Consider the following 16,436-nt stretch of genomic DNA (forward strand, 5'->3'; position numbering starts at 1 on the left):
GTTTCGCCGCCCGTGGCTGAACCGTCGCGGGCGCTGCCCGGTCTACTCTTGCGGGACCGGCAAAGGAGGCTCCGATGATCGCCCGCACACTGGCTTGCCTGCTGCTGAGCACAGGCCTGTTCGACACCGCGCAGGCCCGCGACTACCGCTACAGCGACGCGCACCTGCACTACGTGGACTTTTTCCAGGAAACCGAGGGCATGCCGGCGCTGCTCAAGGCCATGGATGCAGCTGGGGTTGAACAGTCGATGATTTCCGGCATCCCGGTGGCGAAGAAGTGGCATGAGGACGAGCCCAAGCGCCCGCGCTATTACGCCGGAGATGACGCCGACGCCTACTGGTACAGCGCCACCGACCTGTACGTCGCCGACGCGTTGCAGAAGCTGCCAGCGCAGCAACGCCGTCGCTTCCACCCGTTCCTCACCGGCTTCAATCCGGTGGACAAGAACGCCGTCAACCATATCGAGCGCATGCTCGAGCTTTATCCGGGGCTGTGGCAGGGCATCGGCGAAGTATTCACCCGCCACGACGACCTCACCGCCTTGACCAGCGGCGATACGCCGCGGGCCAACAACGAAGCCATGACCCGCATCTATCACCTGGCCGCCGAGCGCGATTTGCCGGTGCTGCTGCATTCGAACATCACCTCCAAGCGCGAGCGCAACCCGCTGTACCTGGCCGAGATCGAAGAGCCGCTGCGTAACCACCCGCATACCCGCTTCATCTGGGCCCACGCCGGCAGCAGCCTGGAGATCCACCGCCACCAGGAACAGATGGATTTTCTCCTGCCGGTGCTGACCCGACTGCTGGAGGACTACCCGAACCTGTATGTCGACCTGTCCTGGAGCGTCCTCAAGCCCTACCTGCTCGACTCGCAGGGTGTGCCGCGCCAGGACTGGGTGACGTTGGTGAAGCGCTTCCCGCAGCGTTTCGTACTCGGCTCCGACCTGGTGGGGCGGTTTGACAGCCTGGGTGAGCAGATGCACGGTTTCAACCCCTTCCTCGATGCCTTGCCGGCAGCGGTGGCGGAGCAGGTGAGTCGGACTAATTTTGTCAATCTGCTGCCAAAAGCGGCGAAGTAGCGCGTTTTAGCAGTAGATAGCTTTTTGATATCGCCTTTTCGTCTTACGCAATTTCCAGGCGGCCCGATACCTTCATTAAGCGACGGAACAACGCTTTTGGGAGGGATCCTGGAAATGAGCCTGAGACGCTTGAATATCGCCCCGCGCGCGGGCCTGGGTTTCGGCATCATGGCGCTGCTGGTGGTGGCGCTGGGCAGCTTCGCGCTGCAGCAGATGACCAGCATGCGCCAGCAGTCCGAGCAGGTCGACAACAACTGGCTGCCGAGCGTGATCTCGGTGGGCCGCATGACCCAGGACATGCTGCGCATCCGCGCCTTGACCCTGCGCCTGCTGGTCAACACCGACCCGGCGGCCCAGCAGCAGAATCGTGCCCGCATCGAAGAGATCAAGGGCGGCCTGAGCAAGGCCCAGAACCATTACGATGGGTTGATCGTGCTGCCTGAGGAGCGGACCTTGTTCGACCGCTACCAGGTCCTCGAGCGCCAGTACATGATCTTGCAGGGGCAGGTGGTGCAGTTGGCCACCGATGGGCACGTCCAGGCGGCGGCGGCGCTGGTCAACGGCGAGATGAACCAGCTTGCCGACCAGATGACCGCCACGCTCAACGAGCTGATCGAGCTGAACAACCACCAGGCCAACTCCGCCACCGACCTGGCCGAGGCCGTGTACAACGGCGCGAAGGTCTGGGTCGGCGTGCTGCTGGTGATCGCCCTGAGCCTCACCGTGGTGCTCGCCCTGGCCCTGACCCGTAGCATCGTGCGGCCGCTCGGGCAGTCGCTGAAGGTCGCCGAGACGGTCGCGACGGGCGATCTCACACCGCAGATCACCGTGCAGGGCGATGATGAGCCGGCGCGCCTGCTGGCGGCGCTCAAGAGCATGCAGCAGAGCCTGCGCGAGACCATCGGGCGAATTTCCGACTCGGCCAGCCAGCTGGCCTCGGCCTCCGAGGAGCTGAGCGCGGTCACCGAGGACGCCACCCGCGGCCTGCAGCAGCAGAGCATGGAAATCGAGCAGGCGGCGACCGCGGTGAACCAGATGACGGCGGCGGTGGAGGAGGTGGCGAGCAATGCGGTGGCCACCTCGGAGGCTTCCCGCGAATCCGACCAGATTGCCCGTCGCGGGCGTGAGCAGGTGCAGGCCACGGTCACCGCCATCGAGGCGCTGGCCAATGGCGTGGCGGGCAATGCCGAAGAGGTGGGGCAACTGGCCCAGCAGGTACACGACATCAGCAAAGTGCTGGATGTGATCGGCTCGATCGCCGAGCAGACCAACCTGCTGGCGCTCAACGCCGCCATCGAGGCGGCGCGGGCCGGCGAGGCCGGGCGCGGGTTCGCGGTGGTCGCCGACGAGGTGCGGGCGCTGGCCCATCGCACGCAGTCCTCGACCCAGGAGATCGAGCAGATGATCGTCGCCATCCGCAGCGGCGCCGAGCGGGCCGTGCAGGGCATGCAGCACAGCGACGCCCAGGCCCGTTCGACCCTGGATGGCGCCCATGCCGCCGGCCAGGCGCTGGAGGCGATCGCCGCGGCCATCGGCCAGATCAACGAGCGCAACCTGGTGATCGCCAGTGCCTCGGAGCAGCAGGCCCAGGTGGCGCGGGAGGTGGACCGCAACCTGACCACCATCCGCGATTTGGCGCATCAGTCCTCGGCGGGGGCCGAGGAAACGTCCGCCGCCAGTCAGGCGCTGTCGCGGTTGGCGGTGGACCTGAACACCCTGGTGCAGCGGTTTTCTGTCTGACGCTCATCGCCTCTGTAGGAGCGGCCTTGTGTCGCGAAAGGGGTGCGAAGCGGCCCCAGGGTATCAGCTTCACCGCCGAGATTGCTGGGGCCGCTGTGCGGCCCTTTCGCGACACAAGGCCGCTCCTACAGGGGGAGAAGTTGGGCTGAAGCACAAACAAAAACGCCCGGACCAAGGTCCGGGCGTTCTCGTTCAGCAGATCAAGCGATCACTTGCCAGTCCAGCGCTTGAGCACCAGGGTGGCGTTGGTGCCGCCGAAGCCGAAGCTGTTGCTCATGACCGTGTCGATCTTGGCGTTCTCTTCGGTCTTGCGCAGTACCGGCAGGTCGGCGACCTCCGGGTCCAGCTCGTCGATGTTGGCGGAGCCGGCGATGAAGTTGTTCTCCATCATCAGCAGGCAGTAGATCGCCTCGTGCACGCCCGCGGCGCCCAGCGAGTGGCCCGACAGGCTCTTGGTCGAGCTGATCTTCGGTGCCTTGTCGCCGAACACTTCACGCACGCCCTTCATTTCGGCGACGTCGCCGACCGGGGTGGAGGTGCCGTGGGTGTTCAGGTAGTCGATCGGGGTGTCGACGGTGGACAGCGCCTGCTGCATGCAGCGGATCGCGCCTTCGCCGCTTGGGGCGACCATGTCGTAGCCGTCGGAAGTGGCGCCGTAGCCGACGATCTCGGCGTAGATCTTGGCGCCACGGGCCAGGGCGTGCTCGAGCTCCTCGACCACCACCATGCCGCCGCCGCCGGCGATGACGAAGCCGTCACGGTCAGCATCGTAGGCGCGCGAGGCCAGTTCCGGGGTTTCGTTGCGCTTGGTCGACAGGGCGCCCATGGCGTCGAACAGGAACGACTGGCTCCAGTGCTCTTCCTCACCGCCGCCGGCGAAGACGATGTCCTGCTTGCCCCACTGGATCTGCTCCAGGGCGGTGCCGATGCAGTGCGCGGAGGTGGCGCAGGCCGACGAGATCGAGTAGTTGATGCCCTTGATCTTGAACGGAGTGGCCAGGCACGCCGACACGGTGCTGCCCATGGTGCGGGTGACGCGGTATGGGCCGACGCGCTTGACGCCTTTTTCGCGCAGGGTGTCCAGGGCTTCCATCTGGTTCAGGGTGGAAGCGCCGCCGGAGCCGGCAACCAGGCCGGTACGCGGGTTGGAAACCTGCTCTTCGGTCAGGCCCGAGTCCTTGATCGCGTCCTGCATCGCCAGGTAGGCGTAGGCCGCGGCGTGGCCGACGAAGCGATAGACCTTGCGGTCGATCAGCTCTTCGAGGTTGAGGTCGATGGAACCGGAAACCTGGCTACGCAGCCCCATTTCCTTGTATTCCGGGTTGTAACGGATACCCGGACGGCTGTTGCGCAGGTTTTCGGTGACGGTAGCTTTGTCATTGCCCAGGCACGATACGATGCCCAGACCAGTGATCACGACGCGGCGCATGCGAATAACCCTTAGAAATTGTCAGTGGAGGTGAACACGCCGACCCGCAGGCCTTCGGCGGTGTAGATCTCGCGACCGTCGACGCTGACCGAGCCATCGGCGATGGCCATGTTCAGCTTGCCCTTCAGGACGCGCTTGATATGAATGTTGTAGGTGACTTTCTTGGCGGTAGGCAACACCTGGCCGAAGAATTTCACCTCGCCCGAACCCAGGGCGCGACCACGGCCCGGCAGGCCCTGCCAGCCGAGGAAGAAACCGACCAGCTGCCACATGGCGTCCAGGCCCAGGCAGCCCGGCATCACCGGATCGCCTTCGAAGTGGCAGGCGAAGAACCACAGGTCCGGATTGATATCCAGCTCGGCGACCAATTCACCTTTGCCGAACTTGCCGCCTTCCTCGCTGATATGGGTGATGCGATCGACCATCAGCATGTTCGGGGCGGGCAGTTGCGCATTACCGGGGCCGAACAGCTCACCGCGACTGCAGCGCAGCAGGTCTTCCCGAGTAAAGGCGTGTTGTTTGGTCATGCGAGCTCCTCAATAACCCCCTGCGGCAGGGGATGAATCTTCCCGGCCGGCCCGAAGCACTTGGCATTCGAGGCGGCAGCCTACAGGTAGACTATTGCGTTGTGGTGAAAGTCACAGCGCACCTGGCAAAAGAAGTACAGGTGTGCACTGAAATGTTATTTTCCGGCCCTGAGGCGGTCCTGTCCAGTCCTTAAGACTGCCGCACTTTAGCATTTATCGCCAGTCGCGGCTGTCCGACCCGGCAACCAGCGCTGCAGGATGCGCTGCAGATCCGTGCGTTTGAACGGCTTGCTCAGGTAATCGTTCATGCCGGCGGCCAGGCAGCGTTCGCGGTCGCCCTGCAGCGCGCTGGCGGTCAGGGCGATGATCGGCAGGCCCTCGGTGCGCGGCAACTGGCGGATGCGCCGGGTCGCCTCGTAGCCGTCGACATTCGGCAGGCGGCAGTCCATCAGCACGGCGGCAAAGCGTTGCTGGCCGACCAGGTCGACCGCCTGGGCACCGTCCATGGCCAGGCTCACCTCGAAGCCAAGGCTGCGCAGCATCGCCTCGATGACGCTCTGGTTGACCGGGTTGTCTTCCACCAGCAGGACTCGCCCGCTGCCTTCGCCCATCGTGCTGGCCTGGGGCGTCGCGCCGGGCAAGGTGGCAGGAGCGCTGGCCAAGGCCAGCGGCATTTCCAGGGTGAAGGTCGAGCCCAGCCCCTCGCGGCTCTCGCCGCGCAACTGGCCGCCCATGCGCTCGGCCAGGGTGCGGGCGATCGACAGGCCCAGGCCGGTGCCGCCGTAGCGCCGGGAAATGGTGTTGTCGGCCTGCTGGAAGGCCACGAACATCATCTCCAGGCGGTTGTTGTCGATGCCGATGCCGGTGTCGCGCACGGTGCAGGTCAGCCAGATCAGCTGGCGGTCGAGTACCTGCCAGCGGGCCTCGATGGCCACCTCGCCCCGCTCGGTGAACTTCAGCGCATTGCCTACCAGGTTCAGCAGGATCTGGCGGATGCGCGTCGGATCACCCACCACCTGCAGCGAGTTCATGCCCGCTGGCAGCTGCAGTCGCAGGTCCAGGTTGCGCTGCTGGGCGCTGTGCTGGAACGACAGCACGCTGCTGGTGATCAGCTCGCCGAGGTTGAAGTCGATATGTTCCAGCTCCAGGGTGGTGCGCTCGATCCGCGAGAAATCGAGGATGTCGTTGATCACTTTGAGCAGGTGGCCGGTGGATTCGCTGGCCACCGCTGTGTAGTCGGCCTGCTCGCTGGTCAGCTCGGTGGTCTCCAGCAGTTGCAGCATGCCCAGCACGCCGTTCATGGGCGTGCGCAGTTCGTGGCTCATCATCGCCAGGAAGTCCGACTTGGCGCGGTTGGCCTGCTCGGCTTCCTCGCGGGCCTGGATCAGTTGGCTCATGGCCTGCTGCTGTTCATGGGCAGCCTGGTCGAGGGCGCTGGCCAGGTTGTTGATGTGCCGGGCCAGGTGGCCCAGCTCGCTGTCGTCGACCACCGGCAGCGGCGCGTTGAAGTCGCCCTGCTGGATCGCCCGGACCGCGTGGCCCATGTCGCTGATCGGCTTGGACAGGCTGGTGGCCAGGCGCCGGGCCAGCAGGAAGGTGAACAGCAGGGCGAACAGGGCGAGGATCGCGGCCTTGATCACGATCTCCTGCTGGCGCTGACTGAAGGCGTCGTCGGACATGCCGACGATTACCCGACCCAGATAGTCGTCGCCAATGTTCGGCGCAGGCGCCTTGCCCTGCAGGAAGTCGTTGTCCAGGCGGATCTGCTGCAGGCGGATCGGTGCCTGGAACACCTCGACGCGTTGGGCGCGGCTGTGGCTTTCGTCGGGTTGCTCGACGTACACCAGGATATGGTTGCGGCTGTCCTGCACCTCGAGGAAACGCACGTGGGGAATGCTCAGGGTGGCGCGCATCAGGCTCTCTAGTACTTCATTGTTGCCCGAGATCACGCCGTACTCCGAGGCCGGCGCCAGCTGGTTGGCGATCAGTTGCCCGGTGTGGTTGAGTTCCTGGCGCAGGTCCTGGATCCGCACGAAGGTAAAGAAGCTGATCAGCAGCAGCGTCAGCAACAGGGCCGGGCCCAGGCTGATGATCTGAGTGCGGGTGTGGATGTCCCAGCTCAGGCGCTTGCTCATGGGGTGGAGGTTCCTTCGGCAAGGGCCAGGGCGGCGGCGACCGGGTCGATCGCCTCCAGGCCCAGGGCGCGGGCCACCTGCTGGTTGCCGCTGACACCGAAGTGCGCGGGGTAGAGGCTGCGCGGCCAGCGGGCCGGTGGCAGGTCGAGCAGTTGCCCGAGCACCGCCAGCCAGTCGTCCTGGTCGCTATAGGTGCTGGCCAGGGCGCCGGCGCGGACGAATCCGACGTTCGGCCCGATCAGTGCCATCTGCCGGCCATAGCTGCTGAGCAGCACGTTCTTGGCCGACTTGGAGTTGTACAGGTCGGGATCGTCCAGGCCGAGCAGTACGTCGCTGTTGCCCAGCAGGTCTTGCAGGGGACGGCTGTCGCGCAGGTCGGGCCAGTCCTGGGCGACGATTTCCAGGCCCAGTACACTGGCGGCCTGGCGCAACTCGTCGAGCAGGAAACGGCTGTGTTCGCCATAGAGCACGCCGATACGCCGCGCCTGCGGCAACAGGTAGCGGGCCAGGCGCAGCTGCCGGGCCAGGGGCGGATCGCTCCACAGCAGGGTCAGGTAGGCAGGGCGCAAGGTGCCCAGACGCTGTTCGATCTGGACCCGGCTGACCCGCAACGCCAGCGCCGCCGGCCCTACGGATTCAGCCAGGCGCCACTCCAGGGCCGAGGTGTCGAGGAGGATCAGGCGGGTGTCGGCCTTGAGCTTGGCCGGGCTTGGCAGCTGCTCGACGGTCTGGAACCGCACCTGGTCGTTGGGACGACGTTTTTCCAGGGCCGTGACGAAGCTGCGGATGCCGGGCTGGTCCTCGGCGCCGACCAGCAGGATTTCGCTGGCGGACAGCGATCCCAGGGGCCAGAGGCACAGCAGCAACAGGCGCAGCAGACGGACCATCAGAATTCCAGCTCCGCACTGACGCTCAGGCGGTGGCGGCTGTCGTAACGGTTCTGTTCCAGGGTGATCGGCTCGTCATCCAGGCGCTGCTGCCACAGCGCGGCCAGCTCCAGGTTGCTGCCTTGCACTTTGAAACGCTTGGCCAGGCGCAGGTCGACCCGTTCGTAACGGTAACCATTGAGGGCGTCGTCACCGTAGTAGAAGAGGGCGCTGGACCAGCCTTCGCCCCAATCGCGCAGCCAGCCGGCCGAACCGCTGTTGCGGGCGCTCAGGCGCCGGTCGTTGGGGTTGCTGGCCCAGGCGTCGACGTAGGCGTAGGTCAGACGCAGGCGGTCGCGCTGGGTGGCGTGCCAGTCGAACTGCGCCTCGCTGCCGCTGAAGCGGGCCTTGTTGGCGTTGCTGGCGATGTACTGGTTGTTCTTCAACGGTTCGCTGATCATCCCGGTGATCTCGTCGTAGAACAGTTTCACGTCCATGCTCAGGTCGAGGTCGGTGAAATAGCCGTTGTAGCCAAGCTCACGCGAGCGCATGCGCTCCTGGTCGAGGTTGCCCGGGCCGCGGGTCTTGACGAAATATTCGCCGTTCTGCAGGCCGTAGCGGTTGGGCGTGAGGTTCTTGACGGTGTAGCTCCAGTTGACATTGTTTTCGAACATGTCCGGCGAACGGATCGCCTCGGAATACACGGCGCGCAGGCCATGGCGCGGGGTGATCAGGTAGTTCACCGCCACCCGCGGGGTGAGCGAGTTGCCCGACAGCTGCGATTGCTCGTGCATCGCCCCGCCCTGGACGATCCAGTGCTCGTCGATGCGCCATTCGAGCTGGCCGAACAGGCGCCAGGTCTGGTCGTCGATGCTGCCGTTGAAGTAGGTCTGCGAGTCGGCCTTGTCGTAGCGGTAGTTCATGCCGGTGACCAGGCGCAGGCTGTCGGTCAGGCTCAGGGTGTCCTGGATTTCCAGGTCGTAGCGGGTCTCGCGGGTGCTTTGGTCGACGTCGCCGCAGATCGTGTTGCGGCCACCGTTGGCCCATTGGTCTTGTACCTGGCCCATCAACGAACCGAGCTCGGGGTTGCTGGTGGTGGGCAGGTTGCCGGTAAACAGATTGCGCGCGACCTTCTCGGCGAAGTTCGGGTCGAGCTGCCACAGGCGGGTCAGCTCCGGGCTGAAGGCGATCGCCGCATCGCAGGCGCGCCACACCTGCTGGCGGTCGAAGTGCTGGGCCGAGCCCTGCACATACAGGCTGTGCTCGGGGTTCAGGTCGAGGTTCCAGCGCACCGAGCCTGCGTAGTCCTTGGCGTTGACGTCGGCGTTGTCGCCGGCCCGGTAGTTGCCGAACACCGGCTGGTAGGTATAGGGCCGCTGGTTGCTGCCTTCCTTGGCCGCCAGTTGCCATTCCAGGGTCTGGTTCGGCGCCAGGGTGTGGCTGGCGTTGAGGTTGACGCGGTTGAGCCGGCGGCTGTCGCGGTAATCGCGACCGAACTGGTCGTGGTCGAAGCCATCGTCCTGCTGGCCGGAGAGCGACAGGCGCAGGTCGCCGCTGTCCCAGCCAAAGCCCTGGCTCGCGTAGTAATCGTTGATGCCATCCTGGCCACGGGTCAGCTTGACCCGCGAGCCGTGGCTGTCGGCCGGGTTGCGGGTGAGGATGTTGACCACCGCCATCAGCGCGTTGGCGCCGTAGCTGACGGTGTTGGGGCCGCGGAACACCTCGATGCGCTCGATGTCCTCGATCGCCACCGGGATATCGCTCCAGTCCACCGTGGCCAGGCCCGCGCGGTACACCGAGCGGCCGTCGATCAGCACCTGCATGCGCCGGGCGTCGCTGACATTGCTGCCATGGTAGTTGACCGTCGGCTGGTTGCCGGCGCCATAGCCGATCATCATCCCCGGCACCAGGCGCAGCAGTTCGGGGATATCGCGGGCGCCGCTGGCACGGATCAGCTCGTTGTCGAGCACGGTCATGCTGCCCGGGACCGCCGCCGGGGATTGTTTCAGGCGCGTGGCGGTCAGAACCTGCGGCAGGTCTTGGTTGTCGATGAACAGGTCGTCGGCCACGGCCGGGCCGCCCAGCAAGGCAGTCAACAAAATCAGGCGTGGATAGGGAGGCGTGCCAGGGAACACGAAACGGCCTTGTTTCAGAAATGAATCAGGCATGTTAACCGACCGTACGGCTTTTGCCAGTGATTGGCGGATGGCCTATTGCCGCATCGCACCCCCTGAACTTTCTCTATTGTGTTCGGGTGCGTGGGAGCGGGCTTGCCCCGCGATGCATACGCACTGGTTCTGTCGCATCGGCACCGTATAATGCCCCGGTCGCCACTTACTTTATTGGTTAACGGATTGGATATGACTGAACAGCAACCTGTTGCGGTTCTTGGAGGCGGCAGCTTCGGCACCGCCGTGGCGAACCTCCTGGCCGAGAACGGCCATCCGGTGCGGCAGTGGATGCGCGACCCGGCGCAGGCCGAGGCGATGCGCGTCGATCGCGAAAACCCGCGCTACCTCAAGGGCATCCGCCTGCACGACGGCGTCGAACCGGTCAACGACCTGCTCGCCACCCTGCAGGGCAGCGCGCTGATCTTCGTCGCCTTGCCCTCCAGCGCCTTGCGCAGCGTGCTCGCCCCCCATGCCGAGCTGCTGCGCGGCAAGGGCCTGGTCAGCCTGACCAAGGGCATCGAGGCGCACACCTTCAAGCTGATGAGCCAGATCCTCGAAGAGATCGCCCCCCAGGCGCGCATCGGCGTGCTGTCGGGCCCCAACCTGGCCCGCGAGATCGCCGAGCATGCGCTGACCGCCACCGTGGTCGCCAGCGAGGACGAGGCGCTGTGCCAGCAGGTGCAGGCCGTGCTGCATGGCCGTACCTTCCGCGTCTACGCCAGTGCCGACCGTTTCGGCGTCGAACTGGGCGGCGCGCTGAAGAACGTCTACGCCATCATCGCCGGCATGGCCGTGGCCTTGGGGATGGGCGAGAACACCAAGAGCATGCTGATCACCCGCGCCCTGGCCGAGATGACCCGCTTTGCCGTGAGCCAGGGCGCCAACCCCATGACCTTCCTGGGGCTGGCCGGGGTCGGCGACCTGATCGTCACCTGTTCCTCGCCCAAGAGCCGCAATTACCAGGTCGGCCACGCCCTGGGCCAGGGCCTGAGCCTGGAACAGGCGGTCAGCCGCCTGGGCGAAGTGGCCGAGGGCGTCAACACGCTCAAGGTGCTCAAGGCCAAGTCCCAGGAAGTGGGCGTGTACATGCCGCTGGTGGCGGGCCTGCACGCGATCCTGTTCGAAGGACGCACGCTCAACCAGGTGATCGAGCACCTGATGCGCGCCGAACCCAAGACCGATGTCGATTTCATTTCCACCAGCGGTTTCAACTGAAGGAGCGACCCATGAACGATACTCCCGAGCGCGCCCAGCGCGAGTCGATCATCCTGCGGGTGCTGTGGATGCTGGTATTCCTGGTGGCCTGGCAACTGGCCGAGCTGCTGCTTGGCGGCCTGGTGCTGGTGCAACTGATCTACCGGCTGATCTACGGCGCGCCCAGCGCCAGCCTGATGAACTTCGGCGACAGCCTCAGTCAGTACCTGGCACAGATCGGCCGCTTCGGCACCTTCCACTCCGACCAGAAGCCCTGGCCGTTCGCCGACTGGCCGACGCCGCGCGCCCCGGAAGGCGAGGCGCCGCATGCCATCACCCCGGCAGCGCACCCGGTGCGTGACGAGGAGCCCAAGCTGTGAAGCTCTGGGTGCTACGCCACGGCGAGGCGGAACCCCGGGCCAACAGCGATGCCGAGCGACGCCTGACCGCCCATGGTCGCGAACAGGTATTGCGCAGCGCCGCGCACCTGCTCGGCCAGCCGTTGCAGGCGATCATCGCCAGCCCCTACGTGCGCGCCCAGCAGACCGCCGCCCTGGTGCACGGGGCGCTGGGTTTTGCCGAGCCGGTGCGCACGGTGCCCTGGCTGACGCCGGACAGCGACGTGCAGCAGGTGATCGGCGAAGTCGAGCGCCTGGGGTTCGAGCACGTTTTACTGGTCAGTCACCAGCCGCTGGTGGGAACCCTGGTCGGCCTGCTCGAGCACGGCCACGGCCAGCAGCCGGCGCCGCTGAGTACGGCCAGCCTGGCGGAGCTGGAAGGGGATTGGCCGCTGGCCGGCCTGATGACCCTGTGTAGCCTGCGTCATTCCGGCTGAGCCCTCAGCCCTTTCAAGGTTTTGCGATTTTTTGGATATGACCGCTCCAACTCAGGATTGCCGGGGTCGCTTTGCGACCCTTTCCGGCCGGTCCGACGCCTCGGCAAGGCCGCTCCTACAGGAGCACGCGGTCGCCTGTAGGAGCGGCCTTGTGCCGCGAAAGGGCTGCAAAGCAGCCCGGCAAGTCCAAGCCGGACGCCAAGTATCAAGACCTTGAAAGGGCTGGGCTGAGCCCTGGCAACTGGCATTTCTGTCAGTTGCCAGCCGGGAGGCGGCCCAAGTAGCGTGGCGCGGTGAATGATTCATGGGGCCGACAGGCACAGGGAGTGATGAGTGAGCCGTTATCGCATGGCGCTGGTGCGCTCGGTCGACCCGCAGTGGCTGCTCGACAAGCTGACGGACGATGGTCGGCTGGATTTCGCCGAGTATCGCCTGATGCAGGACATCGCCGATGCCAAGCTTGATGAGCTGATACGCCGGTTCGAAGGCCAGCATGAGTTCGAGCAACTGCGCCAGGCCAGCATCCGCATGGCGCACCTGCTGCAGACCAGCTGCCTGGCCCTGCGCCGGCTGGCTGACAATGAGAACGACTGCAGCCTGGGCCGCCAGGCCCTGGAGTGGCAACTGGGCTACATGCAAGCCTGCCTGCACCGTTCGCTGGCCAGCCTCGAGCGCTGCTGAATGACCTGATCGCCACCGGCGATGACCTTTCCGAACGTTGCCGCCAGGGTCCGGCTTGCCGACAATGGGCTATCCATCCCTCGTGCAGAGCAGGCGGCCATGTCGCAGCAGATCTTCTTCGCCCACGCCAACGGCTTCCCCTCGGCCACCTACGGCAAGCTGTTTGCCGCCCTGGGGCCGGACTACGAGGTGCATCACCTGGCGCAGCACGCCCACGACCCGCGTTTTCCGGTCAACGACAACTGGCAGAACCTGGTGGACGAACTGCTGCATCACCTCGAGCAGCAGGATGCGCCGGTCTGGGGTGTCGGCCATTCGCTGGGCGGCGTGCTGCACCTGCATGCGGCGCTGCGCCGCCCGGAGTTTTACCGTGGGGTGGTGATGCTCGACTCGCCGGTGCTGACCCGTGCCGATGAATGGCTGATCCAGGCCGCCAAGCGCCTGGGCTTCATCGACCGCATCACCCCGGCCGGGCGCACCCTGGGCCGGCGCGAGGCATTTCCCGACCGCGACAGCGCCCGCCGCTACTTCGCCGGCAAGACCCTGTTCCGCCACTTCGACCCGGACTGCCTGGAAGCCTACCTGGAACATGGCCTGGAGCAGGGCGAGGAGGGCCTGCGCCTGCGCTTCGACCCGGCCACCGAGATCAGCATCTACCGCAGCATTCCCCATGTCAGCCCGGCCCGGCCACGCCAGTTGCAGGTGCCGCTGGCGATGGTACGCGGCGCCCAGAGCCGGGTGATCCGCAAACACCACGCCCTGGCCGTGCGCGCCATGGCCAAGGGCGAGTACCACAGCCTGCCGGGCGGGCACATGTTTCCGCTGGAGCGGCCCACCGACACCGCTGGCCTGATCAAGGGCCTGTTCGACCGCTGGAGCCAGGCATGAGCGCCCAGGTCGAGGAGATCCGCCTGACGCTGGGCCATATCGAGCTGGCCGCGCACCTGTTCGGCCCGGCCGACGGCCTGCCGGTGATCGCCCTGCATGGCTGGCTGGACAACGCCAACAGCTTCGCTCGCCTGGCGCCGCAACTGAAGGGGCTGCGTATCGTCGCCCTGGACCTGGCCGGGCATGGCTACTCCGAGCATCGTCCGGTCGGCGCCGGCTATGCCCTGGCGGACTACGCCCATGACGTGCTGCGGGTTGCCGAACAACTGGGCTGGAAGCGCTTCGGTCTGCTCGGTCATTCGTTGGGCGCAATCATCTCGGTACAGCTGGCCGGGGCCTTGCCCGAGCGGGTCAGCCACCTGGCGCTGATCGACGGGGTGATTCCGCCGACGCTCAGCGAACAGGACGCTGCCGAGCGCTTGGGGCTGGCGCTGCAGGCGCAACTGCGCCTGGAGGGCAAGCGCAAATCGGTGTACGCGACCCTGGAGGCGGGCGTCGAGGCGCGCATGAAGGGCATGGTCGCGGTCAGCCGCGAAGCTGCCGAACTGCTGGCCCAGCGCGGCCTGATGCCGGTGCCCGGCGGCTACAGCTGGCGCAGCGACAGCCGCCTCACCTTGCCCTCGCCAACCCGCCTGAACCAGGACCAGGCCATGGCCTTCGTCAAACGCATCGCCTGCCCGGCCTGCCTGGTGGTGGCCGCCGACGGCATGCTGGCGCGCCACACGGAATTGCTGGAGCAGCTACCCTTCGAGCGGGTGACCCTGCCGGGCGGCCACCACTTGCACCTGAACGACGCCGAGGGCGCGGCCCTTGTCGCAGACTGTTTCAATCGCTTCTTTGGCATTCCTTGACTTGCACCGGACAAGTGTCGAGGCTTGGCGGGTTGAAAGGGAGACAACCATGTACATGCCAGACATCCACGCGCCTTGCCCCGCCACCTGTGAGGGCGGTCGATGAGCGCACCTGTTTTCGTTCGCGGCGCCATTGCCGCCTGCTTCGCCATCGCCAGCCCCCTGTTGTGGGCCGGCAGCCTGCCGGTACCGCCTGACGCCAAGGTGGTCGACCAGCGCCCGGCGGTGGAGCAGGAGCGGGTCTACCCCATGGGACCGCTGCGCAAGATCAGCGGCCGCCTGCGGGTCGACGACAAGGTCGAGAGCCGTGGCCAGGTCAGCTCGGTGACCTATGAGCTGCCGGTCGAGCGCAGCGCCCGCGAAGCTTTCACCAGCGCCCGCGAGGCCCTGCAGCAGGAGGGCGGCTATCCACTGTTCTGGTGCCAGGGCCGCGATTGCGGCGAGGCCAGCCTGTGGGCCAACGACGTGTTCGCCAATGCCCGGCTCAATGGCGGTGACGAGCAGCAAGCGTTCATCCTGCTGCGTCGCTCAGCCGAGGAAGCCGACACCCTGGTGGCGCTGTACAGCGTGACTCGCGGCAACCGCCGTGCTTATCTGCATGTCGAGGAGTTCGTCGCCGGCAGCCCGCTGGGCGAGCTGCTGCCCACTGCCGCCACGGTGCTGCGCGAACTGCGCGATACCGGCAAGCTCGACTACCCTGATCTGGCCGAGCCCCAGGCTACCTGGGCAACGTTGCTGGCGCGTAGCCTGAACCTCGACAGCACCCTGCGCGTCAGCCTCAGCGGCAAGGGCGCCGAGGCCTGGCGCGAGCAGCTGGTCAAGGCCGGCGTGCGCAGCGCGCGGCTGGAGGTCGGTGACGCCCCGACCGAGGGCCTGCACCTGGAACTGATCCGTTGAGTGAGCGCCACCATGGCCAACAATGACCGCCTGTTGATCCAGATCCTGCTGCTGACCCTGCTGGGGGCCGCGCTGTGGGTGATGGCACCGTTCATCTCGGCGCTGCTGTGGGGCGCCATCCTGGCCTTTGCCAGCTGGCCGCTGATGCGCCTGCTGACCCGTGTGCTGGGTGGGCGCGAAACCCTCGCCGCGAGCCTGCTGACCACGGTGTGGATCCTGCTGGTGGCGCTGCCGCTGGTGTGGCTGGGTTTCAACCTGGCCGACCATGTGCGCGATGCCACCGCGTTCATTCGCGACGTGCAGGTCGATGGCCTGCCGGACGCGCCCGCCTGGGTGGCGGGCATTCCGTTCGTCGGTGAGCGCCTGGTGAGCTGGTGGGAGTCGTTCGACCAGCAGGGCGCGGCCTTGCTGGCCTCGGCCAAGCCGTACCTGGGCCAGGTCGGCAACTGGCTGCTGGCACGCAGTGCGCAGATTGGCGGCGGGGTGCTGGAGCTGACCCTGAGCCTGGTGTTCGTGTTCTTCTTCTACCGCGACGGGCCGCGCCTGGCGGCCTTCGTCCATCGTCTGCTGCAACGGCTGGTGGGCGAGCGCGCCGAGTACTACGTCGACCTGGTGGCCGGTACCGTGCAGCGGGTGGTCAACGGCGTGATCGGTACCGCCGCGGCCCAGGCCCTGCTGGCGCTGATCGGTTTCCTGATCGCCGGCGTGCCGGGGGCCATCGTGCTGGGCCTGGTGACCTTCATGCTCAGCCTGATTCCCATGGGTCCGCCGCTGGCCTGGATCCCCGCCACCGCCTGGCTGGTATGGAAGGGTGACTACGGCATGGCGGTATTCCTGGGGGTGTGGGGCACGTTCATCATCAGTGGCGTGGACAACGTGCTCAAACCCTACCTTATCAGCCGGGGCGGCAACCTGCCACTGGTGATCGTGCTGCTGGGGGTGTTCGGCGGCCTGATTGCGTTCGGCTTCATCGGCCTGTTCATTGGGCCGACGTTGCTGGCGGTGGGGTACAGCCTGCTGCTGGACTGGAGCCGCAATTCGGTGCAGCAGACGCCGCAAAGTTAAGTGGTGGGCTGCAACCGATAGTGGACCAGGTGGACTTGGCTGCGTCCCAACCGCGTGGGGACGCAAGATGAAGCA

At 66.2% G+C, this 16,436-nt stretch carries 15 protein-coding genes and 1 pseudogene; 11 read left to right on the forward strand and 5 right to left on the reverse strand.

Going from position 1 to position 16,436, the window contains the following annotated elements:
* The first annotated feature begins 74 nt into the window (after window positions 1-74).
* The 3 genes and pseudogenes from ACZ899_RS01335 to ACZ899_RS01345 all read left to right on the forward strand — a co-directional run bounded on the left by ACZ899_RS01335 (window position 75) and on the right by ACZ899_RS01345 (window position 2,822).
* Window positions 75-1,082, forward strand: coding sequence for an amidohydrolase family protein (locus ACZ899_RS01335; RefSeq protein WP_232856379.1), 1,008 nt, complete (start codon window positions 75-77; stop codon window positions 1,080-1,082).
* 114 nt (window positions 1,083-1,196) lie between these two features.
* A pseudogene (locus ACZ899_RS01340) lies at window positions 1,197-1,967 on the forward strand (MCP four helix bundle domain-containing protein); the annotation flags it as partial.
* Between the two features lie 114 nt (window positions 1,968-2,081).
* Window positions 2,082-2,822, forward strand: coding sequence for a methyl-accepting chemotaxis protein (locus ACZ899_RS01345; protein ID WP_437181065.1), 741 nt, complete (start codon window positions 2,082-2,084; stop codon window positions 2,820-2,822).
* A gap of 208 nt (window positions 2,823-3,030) precedes the next feature.
* Here the strand turns inward: ACZ899_RS01345 and fabB are convergent, their stop codons facing one another.
* The 5 genes from fabB to ACZ899_RS01370 form a co-directional block, all read right to left on the reverse strand.
* On the reverse strand, window positions 3,031-4,251 hold the full coding sequence (gene fabB / locus ACZ899_RS01350) for a beta-ketoacyl-ACP synthase I (protein WP_050706509.1): 1,221 nt from the start codon (window positions 4,249-4,251) through the stop codon (window positions 3,031-3,033).
* 11 nt (window positions 4,252-4,262) lie between these two features.
* Window positions 4,263-4,778: a 3-hydroxyacyl-[acyl-carrier-protein] dehydratase FabA gene (fabA, locus tag ACZ899_RS01355; protein WP_102684717.1), complete on the reverse strand. Its 516-nt coding sequence runs from the start codon at window positions 4,776-4,778 to the stop codon at window positions 4,263-4,265.
* A 206-nt stretch (window positions 4,779-4,984) separates the two neighbouring features.
* Window positions 4,985-6,913, reverse strand: a complete 1,929-nt coding sequence (locus ACZ899_RS01360) for a response regulator (RefSeq protein WP_234560545.1) — start codon at window positions 6,911-6,913, stop codon at window positions 4,985-4,987.
* On the reverse strand, window positions 6,910-7,800 hold the full coding sequence (locus ACZ899_RS01365) for an ABC transporter substrate-binding protein (protein WP_234560544.1): 891 nt from the start codon (window positions 7,798-7,800) through the stop codon (window positions 6,910-6,912). The genes ACZ899_RS01360 and ACZ899_RS01365 overlap by 4 nt, the downstream gene beginning before the upstream one ends.
* Window positions 7,800-9,947: a TonB-dependent receptor plug domain-containing protein gene (locus tag ACZ899_RS01370; protein WP_234560543.1), complete on the reverse strand. Its 2,148-nt coding sequence runs from the start codon at window positions 9,945-9,947 to the stop codon at window positions 7,800-7,802. Before ACZ899_RS01370 ends, ACZ899_RS01365 begins: the two co-directional genes overlap by 1 nt.
* 192 nt (window positions 9,948-10,139) lie before the next feature.
* Between ACZ899_RS01370 and ACZ899_RS01375 the strand changes: the two genes are divergently transcribed.
* From ACZ899_RS01375 to ACZ899_RS01410, 8 genes are all read left to right on the forward strand, one after another.
* Window positions 10,140-11,165 (forward strand): NAD(P)H-dependent glycerol-3-phosphate dehydrogenase, encoded by a 1,026-nt coding sequence (locus ACZ899_RS01375; RefSeq protein WP_028690477.1) that lies wholly within the window; start codon window positions 10,140-10,142, stop codon window positions 11,163-11,165.
* Between the two features lie 11 nt (window positions 11,166-11,176).
* Complete coding sequence (locus tag ACZ899_RS01380) at window positions 11,177-11,524, forward strand: DUF4389 domain-containing protein (RefSeq protein ID WP_234560542.1); 348 nt, start codon at window positions 11,177-11,179, stop codon at window positions 11,522-11,524.
* On the forward strand, window positions 11,521-11,979 hold the full coding sequence (sixA, locus tag ACZ899_RS01385) for a phosphohistidine phosphatase SixA (RefSeq protein ID WP_234560541.1): 459 nt from the start codon (window positions 11,521-11,523) through the stop codon (window positions 11,977-11,979). The genes ACZ899_RS01380 and sixA overlap by 4 nt, the downstream gene beginning before the upstream one ends.
* Before the next feature lie 333 nt (window positions 11,980-12,312).
* A complete protein-coding gene (locus tag ACZ899_RS01390; RefSeq protein WP_203651830.1) occupies window positions 12,313-12,660 on the forward strand; it encodes a hypothetical protein in 348 nt (115 codons plus the stop codon).
* A gap of 99 nt (window positions 12,661-12,759) precedes the next feature.
* Window positions 12,760-13,548, forward strand: a complete 789-nt coding sequence (locus ACZ899_RS01395; protein WP_234560540.1) for an alpha/beta fold hydrolase — start codon at window positions 12,760-12,762, stop codon at window positions 13,546-13,548.
* On the forward strand, window positions 13,545-14,399 hold the full coding sequence (locus tag ACZ899_RS01400) for an alpha/beta hydrolase (protein WP_203651833.1): 855 nt from the start codon (window positions 13,545-13,547) through the stop codon (window positions 14,397-14,399). Before ACZ899_RS01395 ends, ACZ899_RS01400 begins: the two co-directional genes overlap by 4 nt.
* A 102-nt stretch (window positions 14,400-14,501) precedes the next feature.
* Complete coding sequence (locus ACZ899_RS01405; RefSeq protein ID WP_203651834.1) at window positions 14,502-15,296, forward strand: DUF4892 domain-containing protein; 795 nt, start codon at window positions 14,502-14,504, stop codon at window positions 15,294-15,296.
* A 12-nt stretch (window positions 15,297-15,308) separates the two neighbouring features.
* Window positions 15,309-16,361, forward strand: a complete 1,053-nt coding sequence (locus ACZ899_RS01410; protein ID WP_203651835.1) for an AI-2E family transporter — start codon at window positions 15,309-15,311, stop codon at window positions 16,359-16,361.
* The last annotated feature ends 75 nt before the right edge of the window (window positions 16,362-16,436 follow it).

It is taken from the genome of Pseudomonas sp. TE31087 (genome assembly GCF_057284075.1).

What these genes read in the sequence shown, in the direction of transcription:
- ACZ899_RS01335 (WP_232856379.1), top strand. Translation starts at nt 75, where the DNA reads ATGATCGCCCGCACACTGGCTTGCCTGCTGCTGAGCACAGGCCTGTTC.
- ACZ899_RS01345 (WP_437181065.1), top strand. Translation starts at nt 2,082, where the DNA reads ATGGAAATCGAGCAGGCGGCGACCGCGGTGAACCAGATGACGGCGGCG.
- fabB (WP_050706509.1), bottom strand. Translation starts at nt 4,251, where the DNA reads ATGCGCCGCGTCGTGATCACTGGTCTGGGCATCGTATCGTGCCTGGGC.
- fabA (WP_102684717.1), bottom strand. Translation starts at nt 4,778, where the DNA reads ATGACCAAACAACACGCCTTTACTCGGGAAGACCTGCTGCGCTGCAGT.
- ACZ899_RS01360 (WP_234560545.1), bottom strand. Translation starts at nt 6,913, where the DNA reads ATGAGCAAGCGCCTGAGCTGGGACATCCACACCCGCACTCAGATCATC.
- ACZ899_RS01365 (WP_234560544.1), bottom strand. Translation starts at nt 7,800, where the DNA reads ATGGTCCGTCTGCTGCGCCTGTTGCTGCTGTGCCTCTGGCCCCTGGGA.
- ACZ899_RS01370 (WP_234560543.1), bottom strand. Translation starts at nt 9,947, where the DNA reads ATGCCTGATTCATTTCTGAAACAAGGCCGTTTCGTGTTCCCTGGCACG.
- ACZ899_RS01375 (WP_028690477.1), top strand. Translation starts at nt 10,140, where the DNA reads ATGACTGAACAGCAACCTGTTGCGGTTCTTGGAGGCGGCAGCTTCGGC.
- ACZ899_RS01380 (WP_234560542.1), top strand. Translation starts at nt 11,177, where the DNA reads ATGAACGATACTCCCGAGCGCGCCCAGCGCGAGTCGATCATCCTGCGG.
- ACZ899_RS01395 (WP_234560540.1), top strand. Translation starts at nt 12,760, where the DNA reads ATGTCGCAGCAGATCTTCTTCGCCCACGCCAACGGCTTCCCCTCGGCC.
- ACZ899_RS01400 (WP_203651833.1), top strand. Translation starts at nt 13,545, where the DNA reads ATGAGCGCCCAGGTCGAGGAGATCCGCCTGACGCTGGGCCATATCGAG.
- ACZ899_RS01405 (WP_203651834.1), top strand. Translation starts at nt 14,502, where the DNA reads ATGAGCGCACCTGTTTTCGTTCGCGGCGCCATTGCCGCCTGCTTCGCC.
- ACZ899_RS01410 (WP_203651835.1), top strand. Translation starts at nt 15,309, where the DNA reads ATGGCCAACAATGACCGCCTGTTGATCCAGATCCTGCTGCTGACCCTG.